10 protein-coding genes and 1 pseudogene are annotated in these 12,603 nt (G+C 70.3%); 3 read left to right on the forward strand and 8 right to left on the reverse strand.

Annotation, left to right across the window (positions count from 1 at the left end):
• Window positions 1-37: 37 nt before the first annotated feature.
• Both ACIBVN_RS51890 and ACIBVN_RS51895 read right to left on the reverse strand, forming a co-directional pair.
• Window positions 38-1,201 (reverse strand): cation:proton antiporter, encoded by a 1,164-nt coding sequence (locus ACIBVN_RS51890; protein WP_397148831.1) that lies wholly within the window; start codon window positions 1,199-1,201, stop codon window positions 38-40.
• Window positions 1,202-1,205: 4 nt separating this feature from the next.
• Window positions 1,206-1,685, reverse strand: a complete 480-nt coding sequence (locus ACIBVN_RS51895) for a cation:proton antiporter regulatory subunit (protein ID WP_349456478.1) — start codon at window positions 1,683-1,685, stop codon at window positions 1,206-1,208.
• 256 nt (window positions 1,686-1,941) lie between these two features.
• Here ACIBVN_RS51895 and ACIBVN_RS51900 point away from each other — a divergent pair, with 256 nt between their 5' ends.
• Complete coding sequence (locus tag ACIBVN_RS51900) at window positions 1,942-2,814, forward strand: universal stress protein (protein ID WP_397148833.1); 873 nt, start codon at window positions 1,942-1,944, stop codon at window positions 2,812-2,814.
• Window positions 2,815-3,113: 299 nt separating this feature from the next.
• Here ACIBVN_RS51900 and ACIBVN_RS51905 read toward each other — a convergent pair whose 3' ends face one another.
• The 6 genes and pseudogenes from ACIBVN_RS51905 to ACIBVN_RS51930 all read right to left on the reverse strand — a co-directional run bounded on the left by ACIBVN_RS51905 (window position 3,114) and on the right by ACIBVN_RS51930 (window position 11,471).
• Window positions 3,114-5,705, reverse strand: a complete 2,592-nt coding sequence (locus tag ACIBVN_RS51905; protein WP_397148835.1) for a GNAT family N-acetyltransferase — start codon at window positions 5,703-5,705, stop codon at window positions 3,114-3,116.
• A gap of 264 nt (window positions 5,706-5,969) precedes the next feature.
• Window positions 5,970-6,193 (reverse strand): annotated as a pseudogene (locus tag ACIBVN_RS51910) (IS5/IS1182 family transposase); the annotation flags it as partial.
• 34 nt (window positions 6,194-6,227) lie between these two features.
• Window positions 6,228-6,440 (reverse strand): hypothetical protein, encoded by a 213-nt coding sequence (locus tag ACIBVN_RS51915; RefSeq protein ID WP_349456506.1) that lies wholly within the window; start codon window positions 6,438-6,440, stop codon window positions 6,228-6,230.
• Window positions 6,441-6,777: 337 nt separating this feature from the next.
• Window positions 6,778-6,912, reverse strand: coding sequence for a hypothetical protein (locus tag ACIBVN_RS51920; protein WP_397148903.1), 135 nt, complete (start codon window positions 6,910-6,912; stop codon window positions 6,778-6,780).
• Window positions 6,913-7,155: 243 nt separating this feature from the next.
• Window positions 7,156-9,831, reverse strand: coding sequence for a formate dehydrogenase subunit alpha (gene fdhF, locus ACIBVN_RS51925; protein ID WP_397148837.1), 2,676 nt, complete (start codon window positions 9,829-9,831; stop codon window positions 7,156-7,158).
• Entirely contained in the window at window positions 9,828-11,471 is a 1,644-nt protein-coding gene (locus ACIBVN_RS51930; protein WP_397148905.1) for an NAD(P)H-dependent oxidoreductase subunit E, read from the reverse strand. The genes fdhF and ACIBVN_RS51930 overlap by 4 nt, the downstream gene beginning before the upstream one ends.
• A 485-nt stretch (window positions 11,472-11,956) precedes the next feature.
• Between ACIBVN_RS51930 and ACIBVN_RS51935 the strand changes: the two genes are divergently transcribed.
• Window positions 11,957-12,238 carry a hypothetical protein gene (locus ACIBVN_RS51935; protein WP_397148839.1) on the forward strand — a complete coding sequence of 94 codons (282 nt, stop codon included), beginning with the start codon at window positions 11,957-11,959 and terminating at the stop codon, window positions 12,236-12,238.
• Entirely contained in the window at window positions 12,235-12,474 is a 240-nt protein-coding gene (locus ACIBVN_RS51940) for a GNAT family N-acetyltransferase (protein ID WP_397148841.1), read from the forward strand. The genes ACIBVN_RS51935 and ACIBVN_RS51940 overlap by 4 nt, the downstream gene beginning before the upstream one ends.
• The last annotated feature ends 129 nt before the right edge of the window (window positions 12,475-12,603 follow it).

The raw sequence follows: 12,603 nt of genomic DNA on the forward strand, positions 1-12,603 counted from the left end.
CCCAGTTCACAGCATGCATGGGTGTCGGCGCAGGGACCTAGGTCCCGTGTAGCTGCTCAGAAGGTCGCTTTGTGGGCCAGGTGCCGGCGAAGCGGGTGATGAGTGGCCCTGCCACGGCCAGGAGGAGCACATAGGCGGCCACCAGCGGCGCCAAGACGGGATGCTGGGCCCCGGCCAGGTCCACTATGACGATGGAGAATTCGCCTCGGGCGATCAGCGCGGCGCCCGCGCGCAGCCGCCCGCGCGGGCCAACCCCGTCGCGGGAGGCCGCATACCGGCCGGTGAGCACCTTGGTCAGCCCGGTGACCACGGCCAGTACGAGCGCGGCCGGCAGCACCGGCAGCAGCCCGGCAGGCGCCACCGACAGGCCGATGGCCACGAAGAACACCGCGGCGAACAGGTCACGCAGCGGTTCGATGACGGCGCGGGCACGGTCGGCGGTCGGCCCGGTCAAGGTGAGGCCGACCAGGAAGGCGCCCACCGCCGCCGAGGCGTGCACGTACTCGGCCAGCGCCGCGACCACCATGGTCAGCCCGAGCATGCGCAACATCAGCTGCTCGTTGTCCGGGTGCTCCACGAGCCGCCCGATGTGGTGCCCCCACTGGGAGGAGACGGCAAACGCGGCCAGCACCGCACCGACCGCGACCAGCGCGCCCGCCGTGGCCTGCCACCAGGTGCCGCCGGAGGCCAGCACGGCTAGCACCGGCAGGTAGGCGGCCATCGCGAAGTCCTCCAGCACCAGCACCGCGAGCACCGACGGTGTCTCACGGTTGCCCAACCGCCGCAGGTCGCTCAGCAACCGGGCGATGATCCCCGAGGAGGAGATGAAGGTGGCGCCCCCCAACGCCAGAACACCGACGCCGTCCAGCCCGAGCAACCAGCCCGCCACAGCGCCGGGAACGGCGTTGACCAGGTCCACACCAGCTGAAGGCAGGTGATGACGCATGCTCGTGGTGAACTCTGCGGTGGAGAATTCCAGGCCCAGGGCCAGCAGCAGCAGCACGATCCCGATGGAGGCCCCTGCCTGTACGAACTGTCCGGCGGCAGGGACGGGCAGCAAGCCTCCCTCGCCGAGCGCCAGTCCGGCCAGCAGGTAAAGCGGGATCGGCGACAGAGTAACCCGGCGCGCCAGGGTTCCCAGGACGCTGAGGATGACCAGAATGAGGCCCAGCTCCAGCAGCAGCGCGATCGAGACGTGCACCCGCTCAGCCCCGCAGGATCCGCTTGACGCCGTCGATGCCCTCTCGTGTGCCCACCACCACCAGCACGTCTGCGGCCCGCAACGCCTGCTCGGGGCCGGGGGAGGCGATCACGTCCTCACCGCGCACGATCGCCACGATCGAGGCGCCGGTGCGGGTGCGCGCCCGCGTGTGTCCCAGCGGCCGATCCACATACGGCGAGCCCGGAGCAACCCTCACCGGTTCAGAGCTCAGCCCGGGCAGCTCCCGGGTCAGGTCGGCGAACCGCTCGGCGATCCGCGGCGCACCGAAGATCTGGGCCAGCGCCTCGGCCTCGTCCTCGTCCAGCCGGAACAGCGGCCTGCCCTCGTCCAGGTCGTCGCCGCCATAGCCGACCACCTCGAACTCGCCCGTACGCCGGGCCACCACGCCGATCCGGTCCCCCGCGTGCGTGGTGAACTCATACCGCAGTCCGACACCCGGCAACAGCACCTCGTTCACATCCATGCAGCCATCATCGCCGCAGGCAGACGCCTCCTGCGGGACGTCATCGTCGGCAACCGTTCCGTCAGGGCGAGCGCACTTGTGGCTGAATCGGGTCTGGCCGCGAGTCGCAAATGGGTCAATTTCAGGTAAAACGCGCCCAAGGCCGCCCATCGTCGGTGTCTGGTTCCAGTGCTACTGACGGTGAAGCCGGTGGAGGCCGCCGTGCTGAGGGCACAATCCGGTTCGACAGCCAGCAGGATGCCAAGGAGGCCTGACGATGGCGATACGGGTGATCGTGGGCTATGACGGATCCCCGGCCGCGGCCGCGGCGATCGATGCCGGTGCGGCGCTCTTCCCGCAGGCACACGTGTGGATCACGCACCTGTGGACGCCACCGTTCGCCAGCGAGAGCCTGCGCCGGAGGCTGTGGACGGGCGCCGCCGACATCCATCAGTTCATCGAGGCGATCGAGCGCGAAGGCGAAGCCGAGGCCCGCCGACTTGCTGACAGAGGAGTCAGGCTCGCGCGCACCACCGGATGGAACGCAGAGCCGCTGGTGCGGCGTGTCTATGGCGGCGAGGGACTGTATTTCGCCCAACTCGCCGAGGAGCTGGACGCCGACCTGGTCCTTGTCGGCTCGCATGGCCTCGGTGGCGCCCGAGCGGTCCTGGGCAGCGTTTCGGACGTAGTGGTGCACTACACGCTCCGCCCCGTCCTGGTCGTGCCCCACCCACTGCTGAGCGCCGAGCAGGCGGCGCTGGCGCACGGGCCGGTGCTCATCGGCTGGGACGGCTCGCCCGGTGCCGAAGCCGCCTTCGCGGCGGCGGGGCGGCTGCTTCCGGGACGGAACATGGTGATCGTTTCCGTGGACGGTGCGGACATCCCGTCACCTGCAGGCAGCCAATCGCCGACCGGGGGCAAAACCGTGGACCGGCTTGATGTCGCCAGCGGCTCTGGCGCATCCGGGCGCGCGGTGGCCAAGGCGTTGGGCTCGTGCGCCCGCAGCCGCGGTGCGGCGGCGCTGGTCGTCGGATCGCGGGGGCGTTCGGCGGTGCGGGAAATCCTCACAGGTAGCGTCGCGATGGCGACCCTGCACCACGCCCATCGGCCCGTCATCGTCGTACCTCGACCTCACGAAGGATCCAAGTAAGGTTCGAGCCCCTCCAAGAGCGGAGCGCCAGCGCAGCCGGCGCTCCGCGCCGACCGCCCTGAGCGGATCATGTTGCTCGTTGCCCTGGGAGGTGTGACCATGAGTGCGAACACGATCCGGGCGTCGCAATCTCGCAGGCAATGCCGGCATCGGAGCGCAGGAACATCTGGATCGCACCGGCCGGTCACCGCGCGGCAACGGCGTCTTCGCCGTCGCCGCCCAAGGCCGAATTGCACGGCAAACGAAGGGATATGCCAACCGGCTGGTCGACGTGACCCATGTGGATGGCCTGGCAATGATCAGCGCAGCCGTCGCAGGAGTGGTGAAGGCGGCGTTTCACAGGGCGCCAACCGGATTCGTGCGTCCACTGCAGCTGTGCCTCCTGGTGTGACGATGACCGGGTTGAGGTCCAGCTCGGCCACCTGCGGCAGATCCTCGAGCAGTCTGCTGATCCGTACGACCTGATCGGCCAGGGCGCGGGCGTCGACACATGGTGAGCCGCGGTAGCCGTGCAGCACCGGGGCGCAGCGCAGCTCGTTGATTATGTCGATGGCATCGACGACGGGCGGCACCCGGAAGGCCCGGTCGGCCAGCAGATCGGCCATCACCCCGCCCATGCCGACCATGACCAGCGGCCCGAACGCCGGGTAGTTCACGCCACCCACGATGATCTCCACACCTTCGGGCAGCATGCGTTGGACGATCGCGCCGGTCATCTGCGGACCGATGCGGGCCGACATGTCGTGGTACGCCTGCCGTACCTCGTCGAGGGTCCGGAGGTTGAGCCGGACACCGCCGGCCTCGCTCTTGTGCACGGGACCTGTGGCCTTGAGCACGACGGGCAGCCCGACGCGGGCGGCTGCCGCGGCGGCGGTCTCAGGGCCGTCCACGTCGATGGACTCCACCACCGTCACGCCATAGCAGGCGAGGAGGCGGGCGGCATCGGCGGGCGACAGCCAGCCGCCGTCCGGGTGCGCCGCCAACTCCGCGTGAACGATCTCTCGGGCGGTCTTCTCGTCGGCCGGCGGGGGAACGGGGACGGGTTCGACGGGGCGGCTGCGCCATTCGGCGTACCGCACGACGTGGGCCAGGGCCTGGACGGCCTGTTCGGGGAAGGCGTAGCTGGGCACGCGGCCGTCGATCAGGTCGTCGTGGCCGACGACGCAGGCCAGCACGGTCTTGGCCGCTATCTTGGTGGCGTCGGCGATGGCCTGGCGGGTGGCGCCGAGACCGTCACCGAACGGCGGGGTGTAGACAGCGAGGATGGCGTCGATGTCAGGCGAGGCGGCCAGGGCCTCGACGGTGGCGCCGAGCTCGGCGGCGGTGGCGTCGGCGGTCAGGTCCACCGGGTTGCCCAGCGCGGCGGCGGCCCGGGCGGTCAGCAGCCCGGGCGGCAGTTCGGGAACGATGAGGCCGTGGCGTTCGCAGGCGTCGGCGGCCATCGCCTGGGGACCGCCCGAGTTGCCGACGATGGCCACCCGGCGGCCCTGAGGGAGGGGCTGGGTGGCCAGCAGTTTGGCGGTGTCGATCAGTTCGGGGACGCTGTCCAGCCGAATGACGCCGGCGGCGCGGGTAAGTGCGTCCACCGCCACGTCGGGTGTGGCCGCGGCGGCGGTGTGCGAGCGCACAGCCCGCCCCCCGGCCTCGCCGCGGCCACTCTTGACCAGCAGAATCGGCTTGCGCTTGCCGACCCTGCGGGCGATGCGGGCGAACTTGCGGGGGTTGCCGAACGACTCCAGATACAGCGCGATCACGCAGGTGTCGTCGTCGTCCTCCCAGTACTCCAGCAGGTCGTTGCCACTGACGTCGGCTTTGTTGCCGACCGAGACGAACGACGAGACGTCCAGTCGGTCCAGCAGTGCCGCGCCTACGGCGCCGGACTGCGACATCAACGCCACGCATCCTCGGGTCGGGCGGTGCGGCAGGAAGCTGGCGTTGAGCCACGCTCCGGTGTTGATCACGCCGAGGCAGTTCGGGCCGATGAGCCGCATCCCGGCCGTACGGCAGAGCGCCAGCAGCTCCAACTCCACGCCTGACTGCCCGGCCTCGGCGAACCCCGACGTCAGCACGACCAGCCCAGCCACGCTCACGCTCGCGCAGTCGCGCGCGACATCCAGTACGTGCGAGGCGGGCACAGCCACGACCGCCAGATCCACACCGTGGGGTACCTTCGCGTGGCAGGTCAACCCGGCGATCTCGGTGGCGTTGGGGTTGACGGGATGGATCGGCCCGCAAAAACCGCCGTCGATCAGGTTGCGCAGCACCTTGTGCCCGACGGCTCGCTCGTTGCGGCTGGCACCGATCACCGCCACCGAGCGCGGCGCCAGGACCCGTGCCAGGGACGCTCGCTCCGCCTCGTGGTCTCGAGCCTCTATGGCCGCCAGCAGCCTGGGAGTGGGCTCGGCGGTGATGCTGACGTGCAGCGTGCCGCCTTCGAAGCGCTGCGCCACCGTCAGGCCCAGGTCGTGCAGCACCTGGATCATGGGCCGGTTCTCGGCCAGCACGTCGGCCACCAGCTCGTGCACGCCGTGCTCGGCGGCGTCCACGGCGAGGTGCTCCAGCAGCAGCGTGCCGAGGCCGTGGCCGTGCACGGCGTCGTCCAGAAGGATCCCCAGGTCGGCACGCCCCCGGTCGATCGGGATGTACTCGGCTACCGCAACCAGCCGCCCGTGCAGGCTGGCCACACGGGCGCGGCCATCATAGCTGTCACTGGTGATGCGGTCGATGTAGGCGTGGGCGGTGTTGCGGCCGCCGGTGAAGAAACGCAGGTAGGCCGAGCGCTCCGATGAGCGGGCCACCAGCTCGTGCAGGGCTTCGCGATCTGCGGGGCGCAGCGGGCGCACATGGGCGATGCCACCATCGCGCAGCAGTACGTCGTATCCGTCAGGCATGCTGGCCCCCCGTTCAGCTGCATGGCAGCCGCATATGGTCCAGATTTGACACTCCCGCAAATCAGGCGTGCTCGGCAGTGCCGGACGGCCCTGTGGCCGGGGCCGAAGGTCCCTGGCACATATGCGCCGCAGTATGCCTCTCCGGCGGAGGCGGCTCCGCGGCCGGATCCGGTGGACCAAGGTCCCAGCAAGACGGGGCCGCCCGCCCCTAGTGTCCTGAGTCAGCAATTCCTCTAGTGTTCTTGGCTATGGGGCGTCCAAGACGTCGGTGACCAGGGCGCTGATGAGGGCGGTCTTGGCCTCCTCGTCGTCCCAGGCGATCTTCGGTTTGCCCGGGTCGGTGTAGTCGTGGGCGTGGCAGTGCGCCGCGTCGATCGCAGCCGTCCCGGGCAGTTGGCGGCCCACCCGGCGGATCGCGGCATCAACTGGGTGATGGTGTCCTGGGTAGCGACCGCGTCGGTGAGCACCGCCGAATCCTGCGCCCGCTGACCACAATCCGCTGCTCGCGGGCACCGTTACCGCTTAGCTGCCCATAGATCGGCGACGGCGCCCTTTGATCGCGCACCACAACCGCCGGGCACGCGCGCTCAACTGGCGTAGGCCGCCCACCATGCCGTGCGGATGCCGGCGCAGAAACGCGCGGACTTCCACGGCCGTCCAGCCAAGCAGAACCAGGCCGAAAATGACCTCGAAGGCGGCGATTGCCAGGAGCGCGAAGGCGGTGCCGTTGATCAAGTGCGCGACTCCATGTGTCGCCCATTAGGCGTTAATCGGTGCATTCATCGGTCGAAGTCTAGATTCGTCCCCATGTGTCGCCCAGCAGAATCACCCCTTGAATGGACGACTTTTGCCTCCTAAGTAGGGATCCTTGGCTCAGCGCGGGTTTACCCAGTTATTCGCCGCCTTGCTCCCTGGTCCTGCCTCGCCAGGCGCTCTCTCCGCCTGTGCCGGCACGACCCGATGAACTGGCGTCAGGTCGCCGCGGTCGTGGTTTCTGTCATGGCTGGACGGTCCGATCCTCGCTCTTCAAACGGTGGTCGGATGTGGCTCGGGCGGGAAGGCGTAGTACGAATTAGGCCCCGCGGTCTTGCGCGGACAGGGTGCCGCCGTGGGCGTGGGAGATCTTCTGGGCGATCGGCAGCCCGAGCCCGGTGCCGCCGGCATCGCGGGCGGGGGAGGCTTCCAGGCAAGTGAACTGCTGGAAGATGACCTCCGCTGCTCAGGGGCGATGCCTTCGCCGTCGTCGAGCACCTCCAGCACCGCGGTTGTCCCTCGTCGGAGGATTTCGGCCTTTCGCGCCCTCCTGGTTAGGTGGGGAAGATCCACAAGGCTCCGGTGAGCCCCGGTAACGGCCGTATTCCGTGCCGGAAGGACGCTTACGTCGGCAAGCCACTGCATGCTTCACCATGCCGCATGCCCGCTCACGGTCGTACGGCCACGCGCCGAGGAGTCATGAGGACCCTTGGATGACGCGAAGGCGTACGGCGGTGACCTTGTACTCCGGGCACGAGGTCACGGTGTCGGCATGATCGGAGGTCAGGGCGTTCGCCCGGCTGGCGGGGAAGTGGAAACTGCAGAAGAGCTGGCCCGGCGGGATCTCCTCAGTGACGCGCGCCGGCAGCGTGGCCTGCCCGTGCCGGCTTTCGACGAGCACCGCGTCGCCGTCGCGAACGGCGTGGCGGGCGGCGTCGGCGGGATGGATGTCGAGCCGGTCCGAGGCGTCGAGCTCGATGTTTCCGGATCGCCGGGTCATGTTGCCGGAGTTGTAGTGCGCCCATCTGCGGCCCGTGATCAGGATCAGCGGGTAGTCGTCGTCGGGGCTCTCGCCCGGCGGCAGGTAGGGGCGGGCGGCGAGGTGGGCCAGGCCGTCCGGGGTGGCGAACCGGTCCAGGTAGAGCTTGGCCTCTCCGGGACGGCCGGGATCGGGGCAGGGCCACGGGATGGCGCCTTCGCGGTCCAGCCGCTGGTGGGAGATCCCGGCGAAGACGGGCGCCACTCGCCCGCATTCGGCGAGCGCCTCGGCCGGTGTCGGGCAGCCGAGGTCGGCGCCGTAGGCCGCGGCGATCGCGTGGACGATGGCGAAGTCGGTCCGTGCCTGGCCGGGCGGGGCGAGAGCGGGGCGTACCCGCTGGAACCTGCGGTCGAAGTTGACGAAGGTGCCGTCCTTCTCCAACCAGGACGCGGCCGGCAGGACCACGTCGGCGTGGCGGGCGGTCTCGGAGAGGAAGAGCTCCTGGCTGATGACGAGCGGGCAGGTCTCCAACGCCTCGACGACGCGGTTGGCGTCAGGATCGGTGGCGCACACGTCCTCCCCGATGACCCAAAGGACCCGCAGTGCACCCGAGCGTGCCGCCGCGAACATCCGCGGGATGCGCAGGCCGTCGTGGTCCGGCACACGAGTGCCCCACACCTGTTCGGCCCGGCCGCGTACCGCGGGATCGCCGACCTTGCCGTAGCCGGGTAGCAGGTCGGGCAGGGCGCCCATGTCGGAGGCGCCTTGAACGTTGTTCTGGCCTCTGAGCGGGTTCACGCCGAATCCGCGGTCGGTGCCGACCGCGCCGCGCAGGATCGCCAGGTTCGCCAGCGTGCGCACGCCGTCGGTGCCGTGCAGGTGCTCGGTCACGCCGAGACCGTAGACGATGGCCGGTCGCTCGGCCTGCCCATAGAGTCGCGCCGCCGCCACCAGATCCGCCGCGGGCACGCCGGTGATCCTGGCCACCTGATCGGGCGTGTAGTCGCCGAGGACCACAGCGAGCTCTGGCAACCCGCTGGCCCGCAGGCGAAGGAACTCCTCGTCGATGAGGCCATCGGCCAGCAGGACGTGCGCGAGGCCGTTGAACAGGGCGACGTTGGTGCCCGGGCGGGGCCGTAGGTGCACGTCGGCGTGGCAGGCGAGCCCGACGGCGCGTGGGTCGGCGACGACCAGCCGTGCGCCGTGCAGCACTTGCTGGAGCAGCCGTGCGCCGACGACCGGATGCGCCTCGACGGGGTTCGCGCCCACCACGAGCAGGCAGTCGGCCCTTTCCACGTCCTCGAAGGCGTCGGTGCCGCCCGACAGGCCGAACGCGGCGGTCAATCCGGCGGCCGACGGGGAATGGCACAGCCGCGAGCAGTTGTCGACGTTGTTGGTGCCGATGACCACCCTCATGAACTTCTGGATCAGATAGTTCTCCTCGTTGGTGGCCCGAGCCGAGGAGATCGCCGCCACCGCGTCGGGGCCCGCCTCCGCCACGGCGGCTCGAAGCCCTCGAGCGATGTGGTCGAGCACCTCGTCCCAGCTCACCGGCTCCAGCCCGGAACGTCCGCGCAGCAGCGGCTGAGTGACCCGCTCCGGAGAGTGCAGGAATCCGTGGGCGAAGCGGCCCTTGACGCACGCGTGTCCCCGGTTGACCGGACCCTCCTTGGCCGGCCGTATCCCGGCGACCTCGCCGTCACGGGTCAGCACGTCCAGGGCGCAGCCGACGCCGCAGTATCCGCAGGTGGTACGCGTGTGGGTGAGCGCGGCCAGGTGAGTCTCGATCGGCAGCCCCGGTTCGGTGAGAGCGCCGGTGGGGCAGGTGTCCACGCACCCTCCGCACGCGACGCAGTCCGAGTCCGCCCAGGGGCCGCCGGTGCCCGGTGCGACCACGGTTTCCGAGCCGCGTCCCACCAGCGTGAGCGCGAACGTGCCCTGGACCTCGGCGCACATGCGCACGCAGCGACCACAGGCGATGCACAGATCCCGGTCCAGATGGACGAACGGATGCGTGTGGTCCCGGCCCCTTCCCGCACCGCCTTGAGCGGTTTCCGGCCCGATTCCCAGCGAGCGGCACACCCGCGCCAACTCCCCATCACCTTCCAGCGCATAAGGCGGAAGCGCCGAGACGATCACCTCCACGGCGTCATGGCGCAACCGGCTCAGCTCCTCTTCCTCGACGCGCACCTCGGCACCGTCCACCGCAGGGGTGACGCATGCCGCCACCACGCGCCCGTCGAGGCGTACCAGGCAGGCCCGGCAGGAGCCCACGGGCGTCAGCCGGTCGTCATGGCAGAGCGTGGGCAGATCGACGCCCGCGACCCGCACCGCGGACAGCACCGTCGCCTCCTCCCCGAGATCGACGACGACGCCGTCCACCGTGGCCCTCATCCGCCCCACCCCCGAAGGCGGTCCCCGTAGGCGCGTGCCAGGCTCCGCACGGCGTGCGGCAGTCGGCGGCCGAACGCGCACAGACTGGCCTCGCCCATCACGTTCAGCATCCGGGCGTACGCCTCACCGGGCGGGGCGCCGACCCTGGCCTGCTCCAGCCCAAGCCGGGAGCCGACCCGGCAGGGCGAGCAGGCACCGCAGCTCTCGGCCGCGGCGAACGCCCATACGTGCCGCAGCACATCCAGCGGCTCCAGCCGCCGCTCCACCCCCACCAGCCCGGCATGGCCGAGCGCGGCGCCGTAGCCCGCAAGCCCTGCCTCGGTGAGCGGCACGTCAAGATCCTCCTCTGACAGGAACCCACCCAGCGGGCCGCCGACCTGCAACACGCCGAGCTCGCCCCCCTCCCGCAGCCCACCGCCCAGCTCGGTGACGATCCACCGAACCGGCACGCCGAGCTCGACCTCGTAACAGCCGGGCCGGGCGAACCGCTCCGAGAGGCAGACCAGCTTCGTGCCTGTCTCGCCGGGCGTGCCACGGCGGGCGTAGGCGTCACCGCCGCGGCTGACGATCCAGGGGACGGCGGCCAGAGTTTCGACGTTGTTGACCACGGTCGGCGCGTCCCAGAGCCCCTGGCTGGTCGGGTACGGCGGGCGCGCCCGCGCACAGCCACGACCGCCTTCGAGGCCCGCGATCAGCGCCGTCTCTTCCCCCGCGACATAGGAGCCGGCGCCCGCCACCACCTCCACGTCCAGGTCCACGTCGCTGCCGTGCACCCGCCGGCCGAGGTGACCGTCCGCACGCGCCTGCTCCACGGCCGCCCGCATCGCCGCCAGCGCCCGTGGGTACTCCGAACGCACCAGCACCAGACCCCTGCGAGCCCCGCAGGCGAAGCAGGTCAGCGCCAGCCCTTCCAGCACCCGCGCCGGATCGGCCTCCATCAGCAGCCGGTCGGCGTACGAGCCAGGATCGCCCTCGTCGCCGTTGGCGATCACTACGGTCTCTGGCGAGCCGCCCGCCGCCGCCCACTTGGCCGCCACAGGGAACCCCGCACCGCCCCGCCCGCGCAAGCCGGAGGCGGCGACCTGGGACTGGACGTGCTCCGGCGAACGTCGGCCGACGGTCTCCGCCCACGTCCGCCACGCGGCTTCACCCCCCACGATCCCCGCCAGCACGACCGGCTCGCCGGTGGCATCAACCACCGGGATCGGCGGGGCATGCGGCGGCACTCGACCAGCCACCTGGTCGGCCACGTCCGGGCCGACACATGGAACCTCACCGTCCAGGCAAGCCGGCCCGGCATAGCAGTAGCCGAGGCAGCGAACGGTCTGCAACGAGATGTCAGCCTCGCGATTGAGGCCGCCATCGGCCGTGACACCTAGCACGTCCTGGATGGCCGGTAGATGCCGGCCACCCTGCGCTGCGAAGCACGCCGTCGCGGCACAGACCCGCACGTGGCGCCGCCCGTGCGGGACGGCCAGGTCGGCATAGAAGGTGGCAGGCCCCAACCCGGCCGCCGCGGGCAGCCTGAACCGTCTGGCCACTTCCGGCGCCCAGCTCTCAGGCTTTTCCGCATGCTCCGCGGCACTTTCGGCAAGGGCGTCGATCAGGCGGACACCTGGCCGCCCGCGCCGCTCAGCCAGGGCGCGAAATGCATCGAAAGGGTCGCTTCACGAATTCCTTCATGCCCGCTCCTTCATTATCGGACACGCATTCACATACTCCTATCTGCGGATCTGCCCCCGGCGCGTGCGCCGGCCTCTGCCATGGCCAGGTTGGACGTGACGGAACTTTGCTTCCATTCGAGTCTTTTGGGATGACCGGGCCAGGAGCCCCCGGCCTTGTCACTTCCTCTTGGGTGAGCCCGTGCCAGGAGGCTGCTCAGGACAGCTGATCCAGCACCTGCTGCAAGGCGCGGGCGTGTCCGGCCTCGTCTTCGGCGTTGTGCGAGAAGCGTTCGGCCGCCTGGCGTCGACCGCTGCCTTGGCGCGCTTGGCGAAGGTCGGATACATGGTCTGGGACTCGTACGTCTCCCCGGCATCGCGGCGCGCAAGTTCGCGGCGTCGCCGTGGACCGGACCGCTCAGCGCGGCCTCTGTCGGCGCTCACCGCGCCGGTGGCCCCCGGTCGTGCGGGACAGCGCGCAGCAGGAGGTCCCCGCGGCCGAGGTGGTGCGCGGCGACCTGCTGGTGCTGGCCGAAGGGGACATCATCCCGGCCGACGCCCGTCTTGGGGAGGCGGCGGCGCTGCTGGTGGACGAGTCCGCGCTGAGCGGCGAGTCGGTGCCGGTGGACACGAACCCCAGCTGGGCGCCTCGGGGCAGGGCCGGTCCGCGGCGCAGAACCGGGCCGAGAAGGAACGCCGGGTCCAGACAGGCCGGGCGCACGCAGCTCTCGTCTATGACGGCGTGAACTGCGTCGGCTGGTGCCAGTTCGGGCCGACCGACGAACTGCCCCGTACCAGGCACCGGCGCGCGTATCTCACCGATCTGGACGCACTTCCGGACTGGCGGATCACATGCTTTCTCGTGGACCGCAGGTACCGGCGAAGAGGCGTCGCCGCCACCGCACTCGAGGGTGCACTGCAGGAGATCACGAGACTCGGCGGAGGAAGAGTGGAGAGCTATCCACAAGACCCGGATCAGTAGCATCCCTACACCCACCCTCCCCTCTGACACCAGGCCTGCCACAGAACACAAAATCCTGCCTTCGACCGCTGATCGGCACAACCGCCAGCGTCGGCGAATAAGGGACCACGATGGTCGAGCTTTTCGCTC

The organism is Nonomuraea sp. NPDC049400, from assembly GCF_044466425.1.
Classification (GTDB): domain Bacteria; phylum Actinomycetota; class Actinomycetes; order Streptosporangiales; family Streptosporangiaceae; genus Nonomuraea.